Here is a 22,706-nt window from a genome sequence, read left to right as displayed (position 1 = left end):
CTCACCCGCTGCCGACAGCTCTGCCAGCCGAACGCCGGCCCAAGTCCTGCGCGACGCCCGCCGTCGAGACAGCCGCACGAAGCGAGCCCGCGTACTGCAGGCCGTCCAGGACATGACGCGCAACGGCGACTGCGTCACGTTCGCCGCAGTCGCCCGCACCGCCAACGTGTCGACCTGGCTCACCTACTCCGACGGAGTACGCGAGCACATCGAGTCAGCCATCCGTCAGCAGACCGCGCGGCCGCAACCCACCAAGACCGCTCAGCCCAGCCCAGCCGGTCTTCGCACGGATCTTGCGCTCGCCCGGGAGGAGATTTGCAGGCTCCGCAGTGAGCGCGACCAACTGCAGCACACCGTCCGCCAGAACCTCGGCCAGCAACTCGACCAACTCGGCACCCGAGACCTCGCCACCCGCGTCCAAGAGCTCACCCAGGCCAACGTGCACCTGGAAACGCGCCTGCACGAGACGACCACAGAGAAGTCCGGCCTGGAACGCCGTGTCACCGAGTTGGAGAACGACCTCGCTGCCGCCCGAACTAGCCTCCGCCGAATGATCAAAAACCAGAGCACAGGAGCTACGCCGCCCACGTGACTACCCAGATCGGCACCTGCCCTGACATGATCACCTTTGCCATGTGAAAACGGGTGACCTGCCCACGCACCGATCATGAATCGTCCCCGACATGGCGTCCTTCATCCCCGGACTAGAGCTCTCCCCGCGTTTCTACGTCCGAGCCTGCGTCCTGTGTTGGACGAATGTGCTCCCAAGATCGTGCACTCAGGGCCCTGCAGTTATCCCGTCGGTGAACGAGGCGTCGTAGGCCCGTCTCCATTCAGACCTGGGGCGGCTGTTCTCCACTGGCCTCAGGGAACTCTCTCAGTCCGCCGAGCCAGCGATCTCCCATGGCCAGGAGTAGCCGTTGTAGTGCGTGAGTTCGGTGAGCGCCTCATAGCACACGGCCGCAAGAACCGCGAAGATGGCCGCCCAGAAAATCTCCGCACGATGCCGCTTCCAGTAGCTCTCAGGCGGTTGGGGCCCGGCGGTCTCGCTGTTGGACGCCAGGTCCAAGTCGTTGGGTCGGCTGGTGAGGTAGTCCTTCCACTCGTAAAATAGGTCCGATGGCCAGGTACGCACGAAGCTGAAAAGCACCGCCATCCAGGTGAATCCGTGCTCGCGGCGCAGCCAGAATGCCTCCAGTGCTCCAGAGAGCCACTGACGACGAGCATGCGCCGGGAAGGCGGCCGCCGGAACTGCCAGCACCACTGTTCCCACCAGCGGCAGTAAGGGCGCAGCCCACCCCCTGAGATCTCGTGTCGCCCAAGAAATCAGCGCAACCATGTCGCCGAGCAGCAGTAACAGCAGCGGACCGAGACCCATTCCAAGGGTCCATGTCCACTTCACACCGATGCTGGAATTGGCCACCGGGGATTGAGGTGATCCCCAGATGGACGAGACCGGCCCGCACGCTACGGTGCCCGCGAGCGCGAGGCGCACCATCCTGGTCTCAGAGTCGCGCGTAAACCGCACCACGCTCGAGATCCAACTCACCCTTCCACCCTCCCGAATTCGGGCCCGGAGTTGGGCGCGGGCATCGGATGAGACGCGGGGCGTGAGGACCGCCGCGATGAGCGTTCCCGGGCGTCAAGCTCGGCGACGCGCTGGCGGACTGCGCCGAGTTGGTCCGGGTTGATTCGGTAGTAGGTCCGCTGCGGCCTGCCCTTGGTACGCACCTCGTCGGCTCCCTCCTCACGAACCAGTAGCCATTTAGCGGTTACGAGTCGGCGCAGGATGGGGTAGATGCTGCCGGGCCCGTAGTTGAGCGCTTCAGCAGCCTGGAGACCGTAAAACTCAAATTTCTGGTCTGCGAGGTGCTGCTCGCACACATAGCGGGTGACGTCGATCGCCACTCTCGTCCACCTGTTGAACGGTTGCATGCTTTCAAGATGCCCGTATGCAGTACAAGCTAATCGGATTGTGTGGGCCGAGCTCGCGCAGTTGGCGCACCATCTCACCCAGCGCCTGCAGCACACCCGTCGAGACCGGCGGTCGTCGAGACCCGGGCGCTGAACAAAAGTGCCCAACGTGACAGACGCAGTACATGGCGATCTATCAGGAGGTCTACTCGCCCACCCCTAGATAACCAGGGATAGTCGGCGGGGAAGCTCTGCAGCACGCCCGCTTCCCGAGCAGTGATCTTGATCGGGGCTGGCGCCGGTCGGTGCTCGCCGTCCGGCACGCCGGAGGCGGTGTCGGCGACCCAGGTGCACTCGTTGGCCCGGTGGCCGAAGAACAGCGTGCCCGCGGGCTCGTCGGCACGGCGCACGGTCGCGTTGGACTGGTTGTTGCTGCGCAGTGACCATGACCAGCGGTGCGCCTCGGCGGTGAACGTGGGGGCCGGAGCATCTGCGGGGCGGTTCTCGCGGGCACCGTGCCGGGCAGCCCAGCCGGAGCCCTCCCGGCGGGAGGCCAGGACGATCTCGGAGTCGGGATGCGGTGTCCAGGCGCCGCGGGCGCGGGCGTCGGTTAGGGTCTTACGCGAGCCGGAGGGGAAGGGTTCGGGGCCGCCTCCAGGTCCGCCGCCGGCGCACACGGTGGGCACGGGCCGGTCAGTGGCGCCCCAGCCCAGGGCCTCGGCCATGGACACCCACCGGTCACGGCCGGGTCCGAACAGCGACTCCGGCTCGGCGGCCGTCGCGTGAGTGGGCGGCGGGGGCTGGGCGGTGCGTACGCGGGAGGCGAGCAAGATCGCTCGCTTCCGGGTCTGCGGGACGCCGTAGTCGGCGGCATTGAGGATGCCAGTCCAGACGGAGAATCCCCAGGTCCGCAGGATGGCCGCGTACTGCCGCCACAGCGGCAGGACGTCGGGGACTTCCTCCATGACCACCCACTCGGGCTCGCCCACCAGGTTCAGGGCGTGCAGATAGCGCATGGGTTCGGCCGCGAGGAGAGATCTTCCGTCCGCACACGAGCCGAGGAGCTCCTCGCGGGTGTCGCGTCCGGCGGCGAGGTCGGCGACGGCCTGGTGGACGAGCGGCTGGTCGACCAGACCAAGGCGCTTGCCCGCCATGCTCCATGCCTGACAGGGAGGGGAGGCGATCAGCCCGAGGATCCGGCCGGAGAAGATCCACGCCGGATAGCGGGCGACATCGGTCCGGATCGTCAACTGCCCGGCCCGAGCACGGGTTTTGCAGGCCCACTCGTCCCACTCAAGGCCGATGTCCCGCGCGCCGAGGACGGTGAGCGCGTGGCTCCAGCCGCCGGGGCCGGCGAACAGGTCGAGGATGATCCGCCTCAAGAAGCCATCCCGAAGTCGTCCTGCACCGGCTCGACTTCACCCCGGCAGGTCCAGGGAGAACAGCTGTCGACCACGCAGTACTCCATCGCCTCGACCGCGACCGCCCGATTGCCGCTTTGCAGCAGGCCGGGTAGTGCGTCGTGGCGGCGGGTGTATGCGGTGCCGAGGGCCAGCAGGCGATCAGGGGCGCCGTAAGACGTCACCGGCGTGCTCCCTGCGCCACGGCGGCCTTGGGCGCAGTGGCCGCTGCGGTCGTCAGCGCGGCCCGGTGACGCGGCTGCGACAGGGCCCGGTGCCCGTCCTCGGTGACGGTGATCTTCTGACCGTGGTACAGCGAGGTGTTGTTGTCGGCGGTGACGAGTCCGCGTTTGGCCAGAGCCCGGTAGGTGGCGATGGAGACGCGCGTGCCGTCGTCGGTGGCGACCCGGGTGACGCCCAGCCCGCGTTCAGAACTCTCATACAGCCGTCCGCCTCCCAGGAGGGACTTGAGGGCGTCGTACTGGGCGGCGGTGAGTGCGAGGCCGGTCGTCTGCTGTGCGGATGCCGCCGTGTGATCTTGCATGGATGCCAGGTCTTCGGTGATGCCGTGGGCGAGGTAGTGGCATCCAGTCGCGCTCAGGTCGAGCTGGTGGGCGGCATCGTCGAGGTGCCCGGTCATACGCGGAATGGCCTCGGCGTGCCGTGCGGTGCGCACCGCCTCGTCGTCGGCCACGTAGCCAGAGAACTGCGCGCCCTCGTACGGGTTGGCGAACAGCGCGTTGGCGATGTCGTTGCTGGCGAGCGAAGAAGCGGACACGACCGAGGCCAGCAGCTCCAGGCCGGCGCGGCTGCCGGCGATGTTGGTATACGTGCTGTTGTCGAGGGCAGTCAGGCGCAGCAGGGCGGTGGCCGTGAGGTTCTGTGCCTGGAGCAGGAGAGGGCTGATTCGGTGCAGCGCATCCGTGCCGGGTGTGTAGGAGACGTCGCGTACGCGTGTGTGGAGGGCTTCGAAGTCTCGGGCCAGTTGACGGAGCTGTCGGACTTGTTCATTCAGGTCGAGCGGGGGCGTGGAGATGGGATGGCTCCTGGGGACGGCGGTTCAGCGGCTTCGGGTGGTTGCCTGCGTGGCGGTGGGGATCGGACGGGGCGTCGTGCCGGGGGCGGTGCCTGGCCCTATCGGGGGTAGCCCGATGACGGAGGCGAGGGCCGTTATGCCTGCTGGTGTGAGGCGCACGCGGTCCTGTGGCGGGCCGCCGATGTAGGCACCAAGAGCGGAGTTCGGGGTCCGTTCGGCAAGGTCCTTCGACTCCAGGGCCCGCAGCGTGCTCATGAGCACCTTGGGCTCCCGGGAACGCGTGAACTCCCGCCCCAGGGAGCTGCTGGCCACGACATGCCCGCAGGCGATCTCCGCGAGGGCAGTGCCCTGGGTGGCAGTGAGCCGTTCATCCGGTGCGATGGCCGCCGACCAGTGACGGCGCCGTGTCTCTGCGGCGAGAGCTGCGGCGCAGCCGACCGCGGCTTCGGGAGCCAGGGCGGTCAGCTCACGAGCCGCCTGGACGCCGTGGTCGGCTGACGCGGTGCTGAGATAGGCGAGCTGTTTCAGCCGCACCACGGTCTCCGTCAACTCGGGGCTCTCGTAGAGCCGTTCATCCTGGATGGCTTTGACGGCGATGCAGGTGTCGGACGCCAGGTGCTGCGCGGAGGCGACGTGGGCCTGCGGCTCGGGTTCCGTCCCGGTGCGAAGGAGGATGTCGAGCGCGTCGTTGTGCCGGGTGTATTGATCGGCCAGGCGGAGCAGGCGCTCGACGGGCGTCAGCGGTGGAGGCACGTCGAACAGCAGGGATTCGGTGGGCGGCGTGGTCATGAGCGGCGCCGCGCGGTCAGGGCGGGCACGGGTACGGAGGCGGTCGCGCTCGGCGTCGTGGGACGACAGGGCGCACCAAGGCAGGCGCGGGCCGCTGCCAGGGCTTGACCGGCGTCGTCGAGGTGGACGCGCAGGCGGCTGTGCTGGTCGATCGCGTCGAGCTGTTTCTGGAGCGTGGCCTGCGCGCGGGGCTGGGCGAGGGTGATCAGCGGGGCGAGGGCCTGGGTGTAGTGGGCGATGGCCCGTCCCAGGTGCCCGGTCGTCTGCCCGAGGGCCTCGGCCCGAGGGAGGCCAGCGATGTTCGGAGCGAGCTGATATTCGGCGTCGGCGGCCATGCGGGCGGCGAGATGGCAGAGCAGGCCGATGTGCCGGGTGGCGGTGAACAGGCCGCTTCCATCACCGGTGATGCGGTGGTCGCGCATGTCGGCGATGACGGCATCCGCGGCTTCGTGCGGCTCCATGTCTTCCAGGTCGGCGGGCTCGTAGGTGTGAATGGGCGCCTCCGTGGGCGAGTTGAGTGGGGAGAAAGGGCGCCCGGACTAGGCGGCGGTGCCGAAGTCGGTCTGCATCGGGGCGGCCTTGGCGACGGCGCGTTCGGTGATGCCCTTGGCGACGGCGCGTTCGGTGATGCCCTTGGACGCGCGGGCGGAGGCGGCGGAGAGGCCGCCAGCGCCGGGCTCGAGATACCAGGGGCGCAGGTCGAGCATGGCCGCGCGCATGCCGGTGGCGAAGCAGAGGGCGGTGCCCTTGGGCAGGGATCGGATGGCGTCGGCGGCCAGGATGCGTTCTTGCCGCATGCTGACGGACGTGGACTTGCCGGACTCGGAGATCGAGGTGGAGGTGGTCTCGACGTCGTGGTCACCGATCAGGCGGGACAGCTTGTCGGCGAAGTCCGGATCGTCGATTCCAGACCCAATGACCTTGATCGTGGAGGCGCTCCACATGGCGTCCATTCCGGCGTCGCCCCAGACCTTCTGGCCCTGCCGGTAGCTCTGCAAGATCGTGATGGGAATGATCCCGCGGCTGCCGAGGTGGGAGTAAAGGTCCGGCAAGTCCGAGATTTTGCAGACGTTGGCGGCCTCGTCGAGGATCGCCAGCATCGGCGGGTCGAGACGTCCGCCGGCGCGTTCGGCCTGGGCGGTCGCGGCCCGCATGACCGAGTCCGCGCACGCGGCGATGAGGGCCGAGGCGCCGCCACCACCGTCCTTCGACAGCAGATAGAGCGTGTCCTTGGAGGTGACAAACTCGCTCGGCTTGAACTCCGCCACGTCCTTCTGTGGCGTCACCCATGCTGCGATCTCGCTGTTGAGCAGGGCGGCGGCGTACTGGCGGGCGGTCTCGTAGATCCCGTCGCGGGTCTCCGGCGGGCCCTCCACAGTGCCCTTCAACTGCGCGGCGACGGCGGCGAACCCGTGGTCGCGCAGAATGTCCAGCGGGGTCCGGTCGGCAGGGAAGGCCAGCCACTGCATCACGTCGGTGATCGGCCGCTTCGCGAGCGCAGCTGCCAGGAAGAGCTGCGAGAGGATGTTCGATCCGGCCTTGGACCAGAAGTCGCCCTGCTGGGAGGCGTCGACGCTGGCGGCGAGAAAGTGGCCGGCGAGGCGACCGGCGCCGTCGAGGGTCTTGGCGTCGGACAAGGGGTTCCACCACATGGCCCGTTCGGCGTGGGCGATCTGCTGCGGGTCCATCGACCAGGTCCGGCCGACGGCTGCCCGCGCGTCGAGCGTGGCCGTGTAGGCGTCGCCTGCGGCCTTGTTGGAGGTGAGCAGGACGGGGCCGGGCGCGTTGAGGATAGAGGGGATCGCCAGCGACGTGGTCTTGCCGGAGCGCGGTGCCATGATCGCGACGGCGACGTCCTCGTACCCCATGCGTACTTCGTGCTTCGTGCCCTGGAGGTTGCCGAGCAGGATGCCGGTGTCGGCCGGGTTGAGATGCTTGGCGCCCTTCAGACTCGGGCGCAAGGAGCGGGCCTTGGCGGTGATGGCCTTGGACATCAAGGGCTCGATGTCCCGGTGCTTGGCCATGCCGACAACGCGCTTCCTGCGTCCGCCGCTGCCTTCCTTGTGTCGCTTGTACAGCACGGAGGCCGTGATCCCGAGTGCGAGTAGCACGGTGCCGGGCAGGATGCGCGTGCCCCACAGCAGGGACGTTTCGCCGAGGCGGGGCCACAGCTGATCGGGATGGAGCAGGGCCTGTACGGGCTGATAGGGCGCGCGGGGATCGGTGTCGGTGGCCCAGGCGGTGAGGTTGCCGCCCATCCACGCCAGATTGGACAGGGGGACGGCGATGGCGAGGACGACGCCCAGGACGCGGAAGGCTATGTCGTAGCCGTCGGTGGACGAGGTGGAGGAGGGCTGGGGCAAGGGCTGTTCCAGGTATGTGGGTGAGGAGCGCGGCGCGGGCGGGGCCGGTCAGCGGGTGCGGCGCGGCGAAGGGCTGAGCGGCGGGGGCGGGGCAGCGCTCGCTGGGCGGTGCCGGGCGGCGAGGGCGCTGACACGTCGCTCCAGGGCGAAGGCGATGTCTGGCGCAGGGACGTGACGGGTGTGCACGGTCATGCGGTCGCGGGCCAGGCCCGGGATCCGGCTCGGATCGCGGGGGATGGGCGTCCGGTCGGCGAGCGACTGCGTCACGGCGGCGATCAGGTTCAGCGGGGTGGTGCCGGTGAATACGGCACGCCAGATCGTCGGGTCCTGGATCACCGCGGTCTCGATGCTCCACAGATCCCGGCCGGGGGCGCCGATCCGCCAGACGTGCGCGATGTTGTCGGGGGAGACGAGGCTGCCGAGGTGGGGCGGCGTGTGCCAGCCGGCCTCCCGCAGCGGGGTGCAGGGATCGGGCGCTGCGGTGGGCGGGCCGGATGGATCGGTCAGGGCGTCGGTGAAGGCGGCGATGATCTCGACGGGGGTGCGGGCCTCGAAGGTGGCCGTCCAGCCGGGGTGATCCGCGGTACGCGCGTGCCGGATGGTCCACCAGCCCGGATCGTCCGGGTCGGGGTCCAGACGCAGCTGGGTGAGCTGGTCCGGGCTGGTGAGCAGGACGCGTGGCATCAGCGGCTCGTGTCCGTAGCTCCAGCCGGCGGCGCGGTGCAGCGGCATGGTGATCCAGCCGGGATCTCCGCCGCCCGCGAGATGGCGCGGGGCGATGAGCGCCTGCTCGACGGTATTGCTCACGCGCACCACCGCCGGACCGCGGACGACGCTGCGGCGGCCTTGGGCACGGGCGGCGCCGTGACCAGGGCTGGTGGGGATGCCTTCGGCTGCTTCTGCGCCAGCGCGTTGATGGCGAAGATAGCCTGGCCGTGGATCGCCCACTGGTCGAGGTAGTGCCAGGCTTCCGCGTAGCTCTCGGCGAGCGGTTCCTCGAACGCCTCGGTCCCGGGCCGGGCACGCGCGGGCAGTGCGCGGCGCACGGCCAGCCAGTCGTCGTGGACGGCGTACAGCCCCTTGGTGCTGTCACGCAGTTCTCGCACTTGCCAGGCGTAGCGCCGGGTCCGGGCGGAGGCGGGCAGCTGGGCGAGTTGCTGCTTGGCAACGTGCACTAGTTCGTCGGCGTGGTAGTACACCCGGCCGAAGGCGCTCAGGGTGTCGGAGTCGCGCTGGCGTTGGCGCAGACCGTACGCGTCCTCGTCGTAGGGCTGGTGCGTGTCGGGGTCGGAGTGCTGGTCGGAGTAGGCGTCCCAGGCGGCGAGAATCTGCCTGCTTTCCCGCAGGTAGATGGCGAGTTGGCTCAGATAGAGCTGGTGCGCCGGGCTCGCGGGTTCGAGTGAAATCGTCAAGAGGGGCCTTTGGGCATGCAGTTCTGATGAGGGTGCGGCGCGGCCGGGGGCCGGGCGGCGTGGTTCAGCGGCCCCGGGCCACGGCAGCGGCCGTCTCGGTGGCGGGTGCCAGCGCGGGGCGCGTGGTCGGCGCGCTGCTGCGGCGGGCCTTGCGGGCGGCGGCCCGGATGGCTTTCAGGCGCGCGTCGTGGGCGGCGGCCAGCTGCTCGCCTTGGGTGCCGCGTTCCACCTGGGTGACCATGTGGGAGTGCGGGACGTCGTAGTGGCCGCGCGGCACGGGCGCGGGGTCGGTGAGGGCGGTGGCGAAGGCGGCGAGCAGGTGGCGGGGCGTGCGGTCGTCGAAGTACGCGTGCCACAGCCGCTGGTGGCCGCCGAGACCGGTGGGGAGCGCGACTTCGGCGGTCCAGCTGAAGTAGTCGCTCGTCAGCGTCGCCCGCCGCTCCATGGTGGTGACGCTGTCCGGATGGCGCGCACTCTCATTGCCCCGCTCGTCGCGCTCGTAGGTCCAGCCCGCTGCTTGCAGTGTCGGCCACACGTCCGGCTCCGCGACCGGGGCGGGGAGCAGGAGGGCGTCGGTGAATCCGGCGATGATTTCGGCGGGCGTGTTGCCGCCGAACGACGCGTGCCAGCGCTCCGAGGAGATCCGCCACCAGGCGGAGTACGTGTCCGCAGCGGGCTCAAGCACGAGCGTGTGCCGGAAGTCGGGGCTGGCCAGGACGACATGGGGAAAGCCAGGGTCGGCGTAGTTCTTCCACCCGCCCGCCCGCAGCGCCTGGGTGACATGGCGCGGGTCGCCGGGCCCGGCGAGATGACGGGGACTGGTGTCGAACCAGATACGAGACCAGGGGTCGTCGGCCTTGCTGAAGATGTAGGGGCGGGTCACGGCGTCGTCGGCGGACCTGCGGGCGCGAACGCGTGGCCGCTCACGCGCTGCATGTCCCAGTGCAGGACGTGCCAGTCCGTGGCCTCCTGGGCGGCGTCCCGGAGCCCGTCGACGATCAGGCGGATCTCGTCGGTCTTGGGGCTCGCCTGCTGGGAGACGAGGCGCGCGGCGCTGCGCAGGACGTCGCCGAGCAGGATGGGGACGCTGGTGTCCTCGTCGAGGAGGCGAGCAAGCAGCGGCAGTACGTCGGCGACGGGCGGATGGGTGCGCAGGTAGTCCTTGACTAGGGTCAGGGTTGCTGCCGCCTGCGCGATCTGGTCGGAGCTGGGGGGCGAGGGGTTGGGCATCAGCGTCCTTGAGTGAACGTGGTGGTGAGCCGGGCCAGGCTGTGGACAGCCCTGTGGATATCTCCCGTGGCGAGGGCGTCGTCGCAGTTCAGACGGGCAATGAATCTCCTTGCTATCGAGGGAAGTTGGGGACAGGGTGGCGGGCGTGAAGACCCGAGGCCGGTCAGCGGCGTCGGCCGTCGGACGTCGCGTACGGGCGAGCACCGGGGCTGGAGCGAGCTCGGTTGGTGGCGAAGGAGCTACGGGCCCATGTGGCTGCTCTGGCGGCGGTGATCCGGGCCTGCTGCCACGCGCTGAGCTGGGACGGTAGGACGGACACCGAGGTGGTGCGGATCCGCTGGGAGGGCGGGATGTGGCCGAGGGGCCGCATCACCGGCTGCGGGTCGGCGAGCGCCGTGCTGAATGCCTGCACCAGGTGCATCGGTGTGGTCGGCGTGAACATTGCCTCCCACACACAGCCGTGTTCGTTGCGGGTACCGGCCCACCAGTGCGCCTGGCCGGGGCCGGACTGGTGGAAGCGGACGAAGGCATTGCCGTCCGGGCTGCGGGCGGTGAAGTGCTGGCCTCGCTCAGTCTCCCAGCCCTGTTGCTGCAGGGGCTCCCACACGTTGGGGGCGTGCGCCTTGCGCTCCTTGAACAGGGCGTCGGTGATACCGGCGACGATTTCGACGGGCGTCTGCCGGCCGAAGGTGGCGTGCCATGCCTCTTGGTGCGCGGTCTGCTTCCCGCTGATGGTCCAGCCGCCGGGCTGGGTGAACGGGTCGTATCCGATGCGCACGGACTCGTCCGGGCTGTCGAAGACGATGGGGCCGCCGCTCTTGGACTTGTCCTTCCACCCGGAGGCGCGCAGGTACTCGGTGACGTGGCGCAGGTCGCCGCCGCCGGCGAGATAGCGGGGCTCGACGAGGTAGTGCTGCTGGGCCTGCTGACCGGCGGCGCCCCAGCCGGACCACTGCTTGTTCTGTCTCACCGGTGCCGTCTGACGACCATCGCAGCTTCGGCGGGCCGCGCAGCCGGGCTGGTGGACGGGGTGGCGGGCGTGGCGAGCTGTTTGATCGTGCCGGTGTGCTCGTTGAGGTCCTCGCCCACGCTGTCGAGTTCGTTGGCCGCGCGGCCCAGAGCCAGCCACACCTCGGGGTGCAGGATGCCGCGCTGGGAGTGGTCCTGGGCGAAGCGTGATCCGGTGGCGACCAGTTCGGTGACTCGTCCGAGCAGGCCCTCGTTGTAGTCGAGGACTCTGCCGAGAATCTGGGCGGCTTCTTGTGTCGGTGACTGGGCCAAGAGCTGTGTGAGATAGCCGAGTTGGCGTGCGATGTCGTCGGCGAGCCGTACCGAGGTGAGGGGCGGGGGGTTGGTCATGGGCCTCCTGAACGGACCAGGTTGGGCTGCTAGTTGTGGTGGCGGATGTGGTGGCTGTCGACGAGAGGGAACATGTCCCGGCGACGGGCTTCGGCGAGGGCCGCTTCGGGGTGCCCGCCGGCCAGCAGGTTGGTCCGTGTGCGGCTGCCGGTGGTGACGGCACGCAGGTAGCGGCGGAAGAGGGCGGTGGCCAAGCGCGGCTTGCGGTCGGCTGTGATGGGCGGTGGGGTGCGGTCGGTTTCGCGGGTGACGGGGACTCCAGGTGAGGGCTGGGCCGGCCCCCGTGCGGGGTCGGCGCGGTGGGTGGTCAGCGCGTACGGCGAGGGCGCGATGCGCTCGGGGCAGGCACTGCGGGCGCGGGTGCCGGCCGGTGTGCTGGGGATGCGGCGAGGGCGGCGCGGTAGGCGGTGCCGCCGAAGAGGCCCGCATCGATGGAGACCTGGAATCCGCGGCGGGTCAGCAGCCACGCAGCCTGATCGGCCATGTCCTTCATGGCGATCTCGTCCATCTGCTCGGGGACTTGATGCCAGATCTCGCCCTGGCCGCCGTGGCGGTCGAGGCCGAGGCCGTCGAGCAGGACGAGCAGCTGCTCCGGGGCGCTGGTGCGGGTATCGACGTAGATCGTTCCGTCGCGGTGATAGAACTCGACGTCGACCTCGTGCTCGTCCGCAAGGCTCACGAGCGGGACTCCTTTCGATCGTGTCACCGCTGACGAGGTGTCGCCGGACTGCCGTGGGCCCGGATGACGGAGGTGGTCGCGGTGTGCGGCGCGGCTGCGGAGCCGGGCTGGCAGCGCATACCCTCTGCGGCCTCCTGATAGGCGGCGGCGTCCCAGACGGCGTTGGTTATGTTGACCAGGTATCCGGCCACGAGCAGCGAGGGAACGGCGCTGGTGGCGAGCCTCTTCTTCTCGGCCTCGGTGAGGCGGTCGGGGACCTCGTGCCAGACATAGACGGGCCCGGCTGTCGTCAGGGTCTTGCGTTCGAAGCCGAGGCTGTCGAGCAGGGCCAGGGGTTCCTCGGGCGCATCGGTGGGGGTGTCGGCGTGGACCGTGTCGGTCAGCGGTCTGATGTAGATCTCGACGTCGGTGCCTTCGTCGTCGGCGCGGTTTCCCACGTACGAAATGCTCCTGTTCGGGGATCGGGTCAGCGCTGTCGAACGGCGGGCGCAGCCAGTGGCGAGGGCGCAGTGGACACTGGGCGGGGGTGGGTCTGTAGTGCGGGGCCGGTCCGGTCGACGTCGTTGCGGACCTGCTCGATCTGCCAGGTGAGGGTGGACAGTTTGTTGACGATGGCCCCCAGCTGCATCGCCACCTGCGGGTCACGGCCGGTGTCCTTGAGACGCTGGCCCCACGATGCCCAGGTCGCAAGCAGCGACTGCGTAAGGCGGGGTAGCAGGCCGTCGTCGGGTGCCGCGATCTCGGTCAGGACCGCCGCGACCTGCCGGTCATTGTCGGTATCGCTGCCGAGTGAGGTGAGCTGTTCGAGATGGCGGTGGGCGGCTTGCCGGTCGCTGCCCTGGGTGGCCAGGGTGTTGAGCGTAGGGTCGAGATGGACGCTGTACCCAGCCAGAAGCAGGGCATGGGCTGCGGCGGTGGCACCCTGACGCTGCTCCTCGACGGGCAGGGCGTGCGGCAGGCGGTGGTAGTCGCCGCGTGGGCCTGGGGCGGAACGGAAGCCGCCGGCGGTCTGCAGGAGGCCGGCCGCGCGCTGGTCGCCCCCGATGGCAACGACCAGCGCGGTCTTAGGGTCCCGGGTGATGGTCACGTAATCCAGGACGAGGAACGTCGGCTCGTCCCCGTGTGCGAGAGTCACCGGCCCCGGTGTGGAGAGGTGACTGGCGGGCTCGGAGGCGCTACCGCGGTGGTGCCCAGGGCGGGCCGGGCGGGCGGATTACGTAGAACGACGCCGACGCCCAGCTCGGACAAGCGGTGGCCGGCGGCTCGTACGGACGCGGCCTGGTGCGCGGAGTCGTCACCGGACAGGACGAAGACGTCGTTTTCCGCGTCGAGGGCGAAGCCGTAGTCAGTCAGGGCCTGGACGATGTCGTCGCGGTCGGGCTTGTCGACGACGAGGGCGTCGCCGGACCAGGTCAGCACCACGTGTTCCAGCTCGGCGGCCGGCGGCGTTGTGAGGCGGGCGGCGTTGGTGCGGACCTGGGCGAGGGCCTTGTCGTACCGGGGCAGCAGGTCGTAATGGATGTCCTCGGCGGCGCTGAACGGATCGGCGTCCACCGCGATTCCGTCGGGCTCGCGGACGCCACGGAACGCTTCGGCCGGTGCGTCGGTGGGGGCCATAGCGGCGATCAGGTAGCCCTCGCCGTGCCCGAGCGGGTCCGCGACGAACAGACGGCTGCCGTCGTCGCGGGTCAGCACGGCGCAGTGGTCCACGGTGTGCTTGGCCAGGGTGTCGGCGACATCGTTCATGTCCCACACGTGGTCGGTGAGGGCGTCGTGATCGTTGTTGCCGCCGCGGTGGTACGTGCTGGTCCAGGCGCCGGGCAGTTCGCCGGCGAGGACGGCAGCGAACGAGCCGAGAGTGGTGTCGGGGGTGGGGTCGTGCATGGTCTCCTCGAAGGAAATAGGGGGCGGGGGTCAGCGCCGCCTGTTTGCCGGGGCTGCTGCGGTGGGTGTGGCGGCGGGGCTGGTGGTCAGGCGCGGCGGGGGTGCAGGACAGGCGCAGATGGCGGAGGCTTCGCGTTCGTCCGGCCTGACGTCGGCGGTGCACGCGCGGCGCTGGGGGTGGTTCTGGTGCCGGTCGGCGAGGTCGTTGCGCATGTGGGTGAGGTCGGACCGGATGACGCCGAGCCGGTGCTCGCCGAGGTACTGCAGCCGCCTCGCGGTGTGCGGATCCGGGGCCTGGCCCAAGCCCTGGTAGAAGGCGGCGGTCGCGGTGAGGACTTCGCCCAGCGCGATGAGCACTCCGTCGTGGGAGGCGGTCAGTTCGGTCAGCGCGTCGGCGACCTCGCCGCTCGTGGTGGCTTCACGGATCCGCTCGGCGAGGTCGGCGACCAGCGAGCCGAGTGGCTGGGAGTGCGCCTCGCGCGTCTCGGTGTCGAAGGCGTCATCGGCGTCGACGTGGTAGCGCACGGCGCGCAGCCGGGCCACGGCGCGAGTGGCGAGACGTTCCTCCTCGGCTATGTCGAGACCGATGGGCAGGCGGTGATAAGTCTCGTGGAGGCGGACGACGGGGACAAAGCCGCTGCGTTGAAGGATGCTGTGGGCTTCCGGATCGCCGCCGCGGGCGAGGACTTCTCCGGAGTGCGCGTCGCGCTCCAGGGTCAGGAAGCGATCGGCAAAGGCCAAGAAGCTGTTCTTTCTGTCGGGTCAGCGGGTCAGCGGGTCAGCGGATCAGCCGGGCGCCGGGCGTGGGAGGCACAGCAGTCGTCCGGGTCGAGAGGGGCACCGGCCGTGCGGTGGCGGGCAGGGCGGCGGCGGTCGCGTCGAGGTCCTGCTGGATGCCGTGCAAGCGGCGGGCGATCAGCTCCAGTTGGTGTCCGGCGTCTGGACCGTAAGCGTGCGGGAGGCGGTCGAGACGGTGGGCCGCGTGTTCGACGAGGCCGCGCACGGTGGCGAGCGGACCGGTGTTCTCGTCGGCGAGCTGCCGTAGCAGTCCTGCGAGGTGTGTGGTGGCGTCGGTAGTGCCTGGTGAAGCGCCGTTGGCCGGTTCGGTGGACCGCTCCGTGAAGCGGGGGGTCTGCTCGGGATCAAGATCGGGCCGGGGAGAGCGGAGAGCCAGCTCGGCCTCGATGCGCCGGCACTCGACTCCCAGGAGCGGAAGAAGCTGGCGGTGCTGCGTGATCCAGGTGCCATCCGACCGGATGAGGTTGGCGAGCAGGTCGAGGCGCCCGGGCTGTGCCTGGACGGCGATCCAGCGGCAGCCCTGGTCGTCCCCCGGCCGCTGGATGCCCGCCATGCGGGCAATCCGGTGGGCGATCTCGGACCACTCGGGGCCGGTGAGGTCGCGATCGCTGGGGTGCAGGCGCACATCCGCGTGCCAGATGGCGCGGCGGTCGTCCTGCGGACTGACCGCGAAGGGGTGCTGCCAGCTGGGGTCGTTCAGGTGCTCGGCCCACTCGGCGGAGGTCCAGGTCTTCTGCTCGTCATCGAGCGTGTAATAGTCCAGCCCCGGCCAGTGGGCGACCACGGTGTGCTCGGTCAGGCCCTCTTGGCCGCTGGCCGGGCGGCCGAGGGCTTCGGCGAGCGGCGCGGTGGGGCTGATGTCGCGTGGATGTATACGGATGATCATTGTGATGTGGGCTTCCGACGCCGGTGGGCGAGTTGGGTCAGGTCGTACGCGGAGGTGATCAGGGTGAAGCCGCGCAGGCCAGGTCCGTGTTGCGCCCGGGGCTGGGGGTCATCGCCCGCCTCGGGCGTCGGCGACGTGTACCACCTGATTGAGGTGGTTGACCGAGTACCAGCCGCAGTCGACGTCCTGTTCGGCGCCAGCCAGGCGCGGAACCAGGTAAGTGCGCAGTGCCTGCTGGTAGATGAGGCAGTCCGGGCAGCGGCTGGAGAGATGGGCGAGGTAGCGCGGGTGAGCGGTGAGGTACGTGCGCTCGCCGCCGACCGGGTCGTACAGCCGCCACCCGTCCTCGTCGGTCGGTGTGTGCCACGAGGGCGTGACGACCCTGTAGGAGTCTCCCCACAGTTCGCTGCTGGCAACGCCCTTGAGGATGATGACCTGGTCGCCGGGCCGGAAGTGCTGGTGGGTGATGTCCCGTTCGGGGGTGACGACGTCACCTGGAGCATGCGGATGGCGGGAAACGGCGTCGGTCACAGCGGGGGGTTCCTTCCACGATCAGGCGCAGGGGAGGCGGTGGGAGGAACAAGGATCCGGACGATCCCCGGTTTCGGTAACCGGGGATCGTCGGGTATAAAACCCCGCGTCTACCGGAACGGATTCTCGGTTCCGATGTCGTTGCTGGTGGCGGCGTCCAAGAGTTCGGGCAGGTCAGTGCCGTCGGCGTCGCGCTGATCGATCCACCACCCAACGCGGGTGACGGTGCGGATCGTGTCCTCCAGGACGGCCCAGTCGGCCTCGTCCCAGCTGCCTTCGGTCACCAGCGCGTTGTACGCGGTCGTGACGAGCTGGTGGCGGGAGCGCTCACCCCAGGCGAGGGCCTTCTCGGGTCCTTCGAGCGGCGGCATGTCGAACTTCTCGGCCCACTCGGTGGCGGCCTGCTGTTCCTCGGCGCGCTTGGCGGCCAGCCACTCCTCCTTGCCGGCGCTGTCCTCGTCGTGGGCGGCCTTCCAGCAGTCGGTGCAGTCGCGTCCCTCCAGCCAGCGGGCGAATCCGGCCCGCCGGTCGGCGGGGCGGTTGGAAAGATCATGCGAGATTTCGTGTCCACAGCTGTGGACGATGTTCCACGTCGTCTGGACGGCCATATAGGGGCGAATCTCCTTATTGTCATGGGTGGTTCGGTGTGTTCCGGGCATTCGGCGGGACCTGGGCGTGGTGCTAGCACGGGCAGTGGCCCTGGTGATGACCTTGGCCTGGCAGTGGCGGGTCGTCCGGTGGAGCTTGGTGAGCGCCTCACGTGCTTGGGAGTGGTTGTCGACAGCGGGTGGACCTCGTCCTGTGCCGAGTGAGTCCCAGTTCCAGGTCAGTGGTCGCCCACCGGTGCCGCTCCCCGCTGGAGAGCACGACCACCGTGTTGCCGGCGGCGCGGTGCAGGGTGATCTCGCCGAGGAAGTCAGGGCAGCGGGCTTTCGTCTTGGAACGCCGGGTCAGCGCCGTGGCCGCTGCGGGGTGCCAGCGGGCGAGGGCTGCGCGGTCATGGCAGTCTTCGCGCGGCGCAGCGTCGGCGGTGCGGACGCTGCGGCCGGGGTGGGGCGCAGGTCAGGGTCGAGGTCGACGCTGTAGAGGGCTGCGGTGAGCATCTCCGCAGCCCAGGTGGCGTGTTCGTTCTCCCAGGTGCGGCCCAGGTCGAACGGCAACCGGATCCACACGCCGCGCAGCGTGGAATAGGTGTCGAATCCAGCACGGGCCAGGACGCTCGCGGCGAAGGCATCGACCGGGCCATCGACTTCGACTTCGCCGCCCAGGCCGCGGGTGATGCGGATCGCTTCGTCGCTCATCGGCTCCGCCCCTTTCCGGCTGTCTGTGCTCGGTCGCCCACGGGCACAGCGGCGGTCTGCGGCACAAACTCAGGGAGGGTGGCTGTCGGGGCGGTGAGCCTTTGCGGGGAGCGGGTGGCCGCTGCCTGCGCGATGGGGTTGCGCCGCTCCATCAGCTTGTTGGGCACGGCCGGCTGCGGTGGGCCGGCGGTGAGGGCGGGGTCGAGGGGGTAGTCGGCCTGCACCTCGTAGCCGTGTCGGCGAAGGTCGAGGACGGCCTGGCGGGTACGGCGGACCCCGTCCTGCTGGGGGTGGGTGAGCCGGTACAGGCCCGGGGTTTCGGGGACCGGCTCGAACTGTTCACGGACTAGGAACCAGTCGGCCAGGTGCGCGGGGATGTTCGCGGTGGCGGCGGCCACGAAGCCGTGGTCGGGATGGGCGCCGAAGCGAAAGTGGTCAGACAGAGGCGAATCCTTTCTTTGAGCGGTCAGCGGTGCGGTGCAGCGGAGCGCGGGGCGGGCAGTGGCGCGGGGCGGGCGGTGAGCAGTCGCGGGCTGGGCGCGGACAGCGCGGCCGGCCCGCCCGGTACGGCGGCGCGGGCCTGGCGCTCGAACGCTTCGCTGTCGGCGAGCCACGTTTCGATCGCGGGCAGGACGGCGAGGCCGAGCTGCCCGCGGACCTGGCTCCATTCGTGGGCCGGCAGTGTGCGGGGGATCGAGTACAGGTCATGGCGCAGGTCGTTCCATTCGTTCCAGGCGTCCTGGCTGTGGTCGAGTGCCTCGCGCAGGCGGGTCAGGGCCGCGGCGTCTTCGGGCCAGGGGGTGGCGGCGGGACGGCAGCGGGTGAGCAGGATCGGCGCGTGTTCGAGCACGTCGCGGTAGGACAGCCAGGCGTGGTCGGCGAAGTCCCGTTCCAGTCCTGAGATCAGGCGGGAGTTGCCGAGCGGAACGCCGTCGCTGTACCGGCCGGAGTCCTTGATCGCCTGGAGGGTCTGGTGTTCTTCCCGGATGCGCTCCAGGGCGCGCAGGACGTTGTTCAGGTCCTGGTTGTGCAGGGCGCGACGGTAGGCGGGCAGGAACGTGCGCGTGACGGCGTGGGCGGCGAGGCCGGGATCGGCGGGCAGCACGATGCTGTGAGGCGTGGTGGGGTCGTCGTGGGGGTCCTCTTGCTCCCGGTCGGTGAGAGCGCCGAGGAGATATCCGCTGCGGTGGCCGGGGCGCTCGATCAGCAGCAGCTCGATGCCGGTGCCATTCTTCAGGACGGACGCGAACGGGATGCGGTGGCCTTCGAGGGCCCGGTATATCTCGCCAGCTTCCCAGAGCATGGGCCAGAGGTCTTCCTGCCACAGCGGGTGGCTGTAGATCTCCAGCTCGGCGCTCCAGGTGCCGGGCAGCCGGGCGGCGATCGCGGTGCCGATGTCGCCGAGGTAGGGCCGGCTGCTGGTGATGATGGTGGCGCCGTGTTCGTGGGCGTGATGCACCAGGGCGCTGGCTGTGTCCCGGGCAGCCTGCGCGTCGGCCAGCGGAGCGGTGAACACACCGTTGGGCAGACGCCTGAACCCGGCGTCTTCCAGCGCTTGATGGGCCTGCGGGTACTTCTTGCCGGAGGCGATGGCGACGAGCCCCAGGGGGCGGCTGGTGGTGAGGGTGATCTCGGCGGAGGGGATGGGCATCAAGGTCCTGGTGGGTCGAGACCGCGGGCGAGTTCGTCCAGACGGACCGGGCTCAGCGGGTCTTCGGGGCGCGCTTGGGCTCGGGGGTGCGCGGTGGTTCGGCGTGCGGAGGCTGCGCCGAGGGGCGGCGGGATGGCGATGAGACGCGTTCGATGGTCACCAGCGGGGCGACGGCGCCGGGGAAAGGGAAGGACATGGAGCGCAGGGTGGGCCGGGGATCGAGCGTCTCGGCGACGACCGCGTGCATGAGGAAGGGCGGCGTCTTGTCCGTGAACGAGATGTCCCACAAATGGCCGAGGTCTTCCGGGGAGGCGGCCAGGTGCCAGGTGATGGATGGGTCTCCGTGGATGGGCGGCGCTGGCGAGTCCACGGGGCGGCCGACCACGGCGGCGTGTCCGTCATGCGAGATGAATCCGGAGAGCCCGAAGTCGTCGAAGTGGGTCCAAGAGTCGACGTCGACGTAGAGCTCCCGCAGGCCGGGCTCGGCGCCGATGCCGTAGACGACGTGATCCGGATCGGCGGCCAGTTCGCCTGCCAGGGTGCCAACGAGCCTGGCGACGAACTCGATCGGCACATTGCCCGCGATATCCGCACGCCAGCGCTCAGCAGCTTCTTCGTCGGTGCGGGCTGAGATCACCATATGAGGGCCTCGGCCCACCACTGCTTGGTCGTGGCGGATCGTGATGCGTCGGCATGGGCTGGTCACGGTCAACGACGACGCGTCGGCGTGTGCGCTCCACGCAGTTTCCTCGGCGAAGATGTCCAGGAGCTGATGGTGGTCATTGGGGAGGCTGGCGGCCAGGTAGCGGGGAGAGATGAGGATCTTCTCTCGGGGACTGTCCTGGTCGGGGTCGTTGGGCATGGTCCTTCCGGTGGGATCGGGGAGCGGGCGACGAAACGGGGCGCCTCAACTACGCGGCGGAGGAGGCGGAATCGCGGAGAGCACGCGCTGCGGCGTGCAGGCTGGCACCGAACCGGTGGGCGAAGACCCGTGCCTTTCCCTCCAACTCGTCGTAGGAGTCCTGCGCGGTCATCTGCGCGGCATGCTTGCGGTACCGGTAGACCGGAACGGGCAGCAGGATTCCCGGGGCGAGGCAGGTGATCGCGAGAGCGCAGTAATCCTCGCCCTGTACGAGACCGCCCATGGGGGCCGCGCGCACCAGGTCAGTTCGGGCCAGGAGGGTGGTCGGGCCGAGCGGGATGGTGTCGGCCGGGTCCTGCCAGTACCGCCATACGTCCCCGGCCTCATGCCGGCCGGGCGGCGCCGGGCACCGCCACAGGGTCGTGGACCCGTCCGCGTGCAGGTCCTGGCTGTATCCGGCACACCAGCCCACCCCGGTCTCCTCCAGCGTGCGCAGCCGCAGCGCCATGGCCCAGTCGGTGAACTCGTCATCGTCGTCAGCCCATTGGACGTACTCGGTGCGCACTTCGTTGAGGGCGAAGTTGCGGGCGCAGGCCGCGCCGACCGAGCGCGGCAGGGCGAGGGTGCGGATGCGGGGGTCGGCGGCGAGCGCGGCGGGCAGCCGGGTGGGTTCGGCGCCGTCGAGGGCGACGACGGCCTCCCACGGGACGCTCTGGCGGCACAGGCTCGCGTGCATGGCGGTGAGGAACGCCAGCCGCTCCGGGCGGAGTTGGGTGGCGATGACCACGGTGATCTTAGGGTGAGGGTGCGGCGACAGGGGCTTCTCCGGGCGGGCTTCGGTAGGGACGGTGCGGGCTGCCGGGGCTATCGGCGGGCGCCCTTGCGGGGCGCCGGCGCCGATGCGGGAGCAGTGGCGGACAGGCGCGGGGCGGTACGCGGCGGCACGACCGGCGCCGAAGAATCCGGGTTCCACGCGCTGGGATCGGCGACGATGCGGCTGCGCGGGTCGGTGCCCCACCCGACGACGGGTCCGCGGTCGTACGCCAGCAGGCCGATCACTTCGATGCCAGACTCGTGCAGGACATAGGCCCACTCCAGGTCCTCGGTGCCGTCCTGCGTGATCAGTTCACGCTCGGCCGGGGTGCCGTCGGTGTTGTACACGTTGGTGAGCTGGCGGCTGGGGTACTCCTCGCCCCCGGTCAGGGAGCGGCGCAAGGTGGCGGGAGCACCGTCGAGGAGGTCCGTGCCCAGTTCCTCCCAGCCGTGGTGCACCTCGTCGATCAGGTGTCGGGCCATCGCCTCCACGTCACCGGCGAACCGGTGCTGGTAGGCGGCCAGGAGCAGCGGGAGTTTGCTGTCGGGGTAGCCGTCGAAGTGGACGTACATGCCGGCATAGCCGTCGGCGGTGGGGCGGGCGATGACCGCACGGGTGGACAAACAAGTCTCCTGGGGGATGGGGCGGGTCAGTGCGAGCGGGCGCGCGGCGCCGGAGCCGAGGCGGGGGCCGGCCGGGCTGCGGCGGGGCCAGGTGTGCTGGTCCGCGCGGTGGTCGGGGGTGGTGTGGTGGCCGGGATCGGCTGGTCGGGCTTCCACAGCACGGGGGTGTCGCGGAGCCGGACGCGGGGGTCGGTGCTCCACGCGACGAGGGGACCGCGTTCCACGCCGGGCGCGCTGATCACTTCGATGCCGCGTGTGGAGAACGTATCCCCAGTTCAGGCGGGACGCCGTCCGCTCCGTGTAGACCAGAGGCGGCACGGTCGGCCGGGCCGAGTAGCGCTTGCCGGGCCGGTCGCAGCCGGCGGCGAGGCGGTCGCGCAGGGCGTCGGGCGCTCCGTCGAGGAGGTCGGTGCCGAGGGAGGACCAGCCTTCCGGCGCGTCGTCGATGAGGTACGCGGCCAGGGCCTCGGTGTCGCCGGCGAACCGGTGCTGGTGCGCGGTGAGCAGCAGCGGCAGGTGATGGCTGGGGTAGCCGTCCCAGTGGACGTACGTCCCGACGTAGCCGTTGGCGGTGGGGCGGGCGATGACAGAACGAGTGGACAGAGAATCTTCCTGTCGACGGGGCGGGTCAGCGGGAGGGGCGGCGTGCGGGCGCGGCCGGTGGCGCGGGTGCCGCGGCGGGGCCGCTCGTGGGCGGTGCCGGTGCTGACGGGTGCGTGCGCCTGTAGGTGTCGGCGAGGTGGTCGTCGGTCAAGTAACCGAGTTCGTCTCCGAGTTCGGACAGCTGCTCGGCGTGCCGGCGGTACCGTTCGGCGATCTCCGGCTCGTGGTTGCGCTCGCACCACTCGGCGGCCGTCTCCAGGAACTGGTGCAGCTCGCTGAGAGCACTGTGTCCGTCGCCGAGGACGGCGGTGGCGACGGCCTGGAACTCGGCGGTCGTGCGCACCCCGTACAGCTGGCGGGTCCAGGCGATGACGCTCTGCCCGGCGTCCTCGATCGTGAGGCCGTCGGTGAACTGCTTGGCGTCGTGGGCGGCCCAGCGGTGCAGGTCGTCGGTGGTGGGCCGTTTGCCGCGGTGGTCTTTGATCTGCTCGCCGGTACGACCCACGTTGTCGGACAGCTCGAAGTTGGGGTGGGACAGGGACAAGGAACTCCTCCGGGTGTGGAACCGGGC

At 70.0% G+C, this 22,706-nt stretch carries 31 protein-coding genes; 1 reads left to right on the top strand and 30 read right to left on the bottom strand.

Annotated elements, in window-relative coordinates:
• Positions 1–112: 112 nt before the first annotated feature.
• A complete protein-coding gene (locus ACIRP7_RS28255; protein ID WP_403664896.1) occupies positions 113–592 on the top strand; it encodes a hypothetical protein in 480 nt (159 codons plus the stop codon).
• A gap of 285 nt (positions 593–877) precedes the next feature.
• Here ACIRP7_RS28255 and ACIRP7_RS28250 read toward each other — a convergent pair whose 3' ends face one another.
• The 30 genes from ACIRP7_RS28250 to ACIRP7_RS28105 form a co-directional block, all read right to left on the bottom strand.
• Positions 878–1,498 carry a hypothetical protein gene (locus ACIRP7_RS28250; RefSeq protein ID WP_403664895.1) on the bottom strand — a complete coding sequence of 207 codons (621 nt, stop codon included), beginning with the start codon at positions 1,496–1,498 and terminating at the stop codon, positions 878–880.
• A 47-nt stretch (positions 1,499–1,545) separates the two neighbouring features.
• The gene (locus tag ACIRP7_RS28245) at positions 1,546–1,908 is read right to left on the bottom strand and encodes a PadR family transcriptional regulator (protein WP_403664894.1); all 363 of its coding nucleotides are present in this window, start codon (positions 1,906–1,908) and stop codon (positions 1,546–1,548) included.
• Positions 1,909–2,009: 101 nt separating this feature from the next.
• Positions 2,010–3,287, bottom strand: coding sequence for a DNA cytosine methyltransferase (locus tag ACIRP7_RS28240; protein ID WP_403664990.1), 1,278 nt, complete (start codon positions 3,285–3,287; stop codon positions 2,010–2,012).
• A gap of 5 nt (positions 3,288–3,292) precedes the next feature.
• Positions 3,293–3,499, bottom strand: a complete 207-nt coding sequence (locus ACIRP7_RS28235; RefSeq protein ID WP_391179814.1) for a hypothetical protein — start codon at positions 3,497–3,499, stop codon at positions 3,293–3,295.
• On the bottom strand, positions 3,496–4,092 hold the full coding sequence (locus ACIRP7_RS28230) for a hypothetical protein (protein ID WP_403664892.1): 597 nt from the start codon (positions 4,090–4,092) through the stop codon (positions 3,496–3,498). Before ACIRP7_RS28230 ends, ACIRP7_RS28235 begins: the two co-directional genes overlap by 4 nt.
• Positions 4,093–4,374: 282 nt before the next feature.
• Entirely contained in the window at positions 4,375–5,139 is a 765-nt protein-coding gene (locus tag ACIRP7_RS28225; RefSeq protein ID WP_403664890.1) for a hypothetical protein, read from the bottom strand.
• Entirely contained in the window at positions 5,136–5,600 is a 465-nt protein-coding gene (locus ACIRP7_RS28220) for a hypothetical protein (protein ID WP_403664888.1), read from the bottom strand. The genes ACIRP7_RS28225 and ACIRP7_RS28220 overlap by 4 nt, the downstream gene beginning before the upstream one ends.
• A 78-nt stretch (positions 5,601–5,678) precedes the next feature.
• Positions 5,679–7,502: a TraM recognition domain-containing protein gene (locus ACIRP7_RS28215; protein WP_403664886.1), complete on the bottom strand. Its 1,824-nt coding sequence runs from the start codon at positions 7,500–7,502 to the stop codon at positions 5,679–5,681.
• Between the two features lie 48 nt (positions 7,503–7,550).
• Positions 7,551–8,309: a DUF317 domain-containing protein gene (locus ACIRP7_RS28210; RefSeq protein ID WP_403664884.1), complete on the bottom strand. Its 759-nt coding sequence runs from the start codon at positions 8,307–8,309 to the stop codon at positions 7,551–7,553.
• On the bottom strand, positions 8,306–8,914 hold the full coding sequence (locus ACIRP7_RS28205) for a hypothetical protein (protein ID WP_403664883.1): 609 nt from the start codon (positions 8,912–8,914) through the stop codon (positions 8,306–8,308). The genes ACIRP7_RS28210 and ACIRP7_RS28205 overlap by 4 nt, the downstream gene beginning before the upstream one ends.
• 64 nt (positions 8,915–8,978) lie before the next feature.
• Positions 8,979–9,797, bottom strand: coding sequence for a DUF317 domain-containing protein (locus ACIRP7_RS28200; protein ID WP_403664881.1), 819 nt, complete (start codon positions 9,795–9,797; stop codon positions 8,979–8,981).
• The gene (locus ACIRP7_RS28195) at positions 9,794–10,144 is read right to left on the bottom strand and encodes a hypothetical protein (protein WP_403664879.1); all 351 of its coding nucleotides are present in this window, start codon (positions 10,142–10,144) and stop codon (positions 9,794–9,796) included. Before ACIRP7_RS28195 ends, ACIRP7_RS28200 begins: the two co-directional genes overlap by 4 nt.
• A gap of 163 nt (positions 10,145–10,307) precedes the next feature.
• Complete coding sequence (locus ACIRP7_RS28190) at positions 10,308–11,114, bottom strand: DUF317 domain-containing protein (RefSeq protein ID WP_403664877.1); 807 nt, start codon at positions 11,112–11,114, stop codon at positions 10,308–10,310.
• Entirely contained in the window at positions 11,111–11,503 is a 393-nt protein-coding gene (locus ACIRP7_RS28185; protein ID WP_403664875.1) for a hypothetical protein, read from the bottom strand. Before ACIRP7_RS28185 ends, ACIRP7_RS28190 begins: the two co-directional genes overlap by 4 nt.
• Before the next feature lie 29 nt (positions 11,504–11,532).
• A complete protein-coding gene (locus ACIRP7_RS28180) occupies positions 11,533–11,697 on the bottom strand; it encodes a hypothetical protein (RefSeq protein WP_156100452.1) in 165 nt (54 codons plus the stop codon).
• Between the two features lie 113 nt (positions 11,698–11,810).
• Positions 11,811–12,182, bottom strand: coding sequence for a hypothetical protein (locus ACIRP7_RS28175; RefSeq protein WP_403664873.1), 372 nt, complete (start codon positions 12,180–12,182; stop codon positions 11,811–11,813).
• 23 nt (positions 12,183–12,205) lie between these two features.
• Positions 12,206–12,619 carry a hypothetical protein gene (locus ACIRP7_RS28170; RefSeq protein WP_403664871.1) on the bottom strand — a complete coding sequence of 138 codons (414 nt, stop codon included), beginning with the start codon at positions 12,617–12,619 and terminating at the stop codon, positions 12,206–12,208.
• A 29-nt stretch (positions 12,620–12,648) separates the two neighbouring features.
• The gene (locus ACIRP7_RS28165) at positions 12,649–13,317 is read right to left on the bottom strand and encodes a hypothetical protein (protein WP_403664870.1); all 669 of its coding nucleotides are present in this window, start codon (positions 13,315–13,317) and stop codon (positions 12,649–12,651) included.
• Entirely contained in the window at positions 13,314–14,066 is a 753-nt protein-coding gene (locus ACIRP7_RS28160) for a hypothetical protein (RefSeq protein WP_403664868.1), read from the bottom strand. The genes ACIRP7_RS28165 and ACIRP7_RS28160 overlap by 4 nt, the downstream gene beginning before the upstream one ends.
• A gap of 30 nt (positions 14,067–14,096) precedes the next feature.
• A complete protein-coding gene (locus tag ACIRP7_RS28155) occupies positions 14,097–14,807 on the bottom strand; it encodes a hypothetical protein (RefSeq protein WP_403664866.1) in 711 nt (236 codons plus the stop codon).
• Between the two features lie 37 nt (positions 14,808–14,844).
• A complete protein-coding gene (locus ACIRP7_RS28150; RefSeq protein ID WP_403664864.1) occupies positions 14,845–15,750 on the bottom strand; it encodes a hypothetical protein in 906 nt (301 codons plus the stop codon).
• Positions 15,751–15,858: 108 nt separating this feature from the next.
• Positions 15,859–16,281, bottom strand: a complete 423-nt coding sequence (locus ACIRP7_RS28145) for a hypothetical protein (protein WP_403664862.1) — start codon at positions 16,279–16,281, stop codon at positions 15,859–15,861.
• Between the two features lie 110 nt (positions 16,282–16,391).
• On the bottom strand, positions 16,392–16,889 hold the full coding sequence (locus ACIRP7_RS28140; protein WP_403664860.1) for a hypothetical protein: 498 nt from the start codon (positions 16,887–16,889) through the stop codon (positions 16,392–16,394).
• A 342-nt stretch (positions 16,890–17,231) separates the two neighbouring features.
• A complete protein-coding gene (locus ACIRP7_RS28135; RefSeq protein WP_403664859.1) occupies positions 17,232–17,582 on the bottom strand; it encodes a hypothetical protein in 351 nt (116 codons plus the stop codon).
• Positions 17,579–17,980 carry a hypothetical protein gene (locus ACIRP7_RS28130; protein WP_403664857.1) on the bottom strand — a complete coding sequence of 134 codons (402 nt, stop codon included), beginning with the start codon at positions 17,978–17,980 and terminating at the stop codon, positions 17,579–17,581. The genes ACIRP7_RS28135 and ACIRP7_RS28130 overlap by 4 nt, the downstream gene beginning before the upstream one ends.
• 68 nt (positions 17,981–18,048) lie before the next feature.
• On the bottom strand, positions 18,049–19,233 hold the full coding sequence (locus ACIRP7_RS28125; RefSeq protein WP_403664855.1) for a hypothetical protein: 1,185 nt from the start codon (positions 19,231–19,233) through the stop codon (positions 18,049–18,051).
• Positions 19,234–19,285: 52 nt separating this feature from the next.
• On the bottom strand, positions 19,286–20,095 hold the full coding sequence (locus ACIRP7_RS28120; RefSeq protein WP_403664853.1) for a DUF317 domain-containing protein: 810 nt from the start codon (positions 20,093–20,095) through the stop codon (positions 19,286–19,288).
• 49 nt (positions 20,096–20,144) lie between these two features.
• Complete coding sequence (locus ACIRP7_RS28115) at positions 20,145–20,882, bottom strand: glycosyltransferase family 2 protein (RefSeq protein ID WP_403664851.1); 738 nt, start codon at positions 20,880–20,882, stop codon at positions 20,145–20,147.
• A 77-nt stretch (positions 20,883–20,959) separates the two neighbouring features.
• Entirely contained in the window at positions 20,960–21,688 is a 729-nt protein-coding gene (locus ACIRP7_RS28110; RefSeq protein WP_403664849.1) for a hypothetical protein, read from the bottom strand.
• 472 nt (positions 21,689–22,160) lie between these two features.
• A complete protein-coding gene (locus ACIRP7_RS28105; RefSeq protein ID WP_403664847.1) occupies positions 22,161–22,679 on the bottom strand; it encodes a hypothetical protein in 519 nt (172 codons plus the stop codon).
• Positions 22,680–22,706 lie beyond the last annotated feature (27 nt).

Source organism: Streptomyces sp. NPDC102270 (assembly GCF_044766405.1).
Lineage (GTDB): Bacteria > Actinomycetota > Actinomycetes > Streptomycetales > Streptomycetaceae > Streptomyces.
This window is presented reverse-complemented; position numbering and strand designations above follow the sequence as displayed.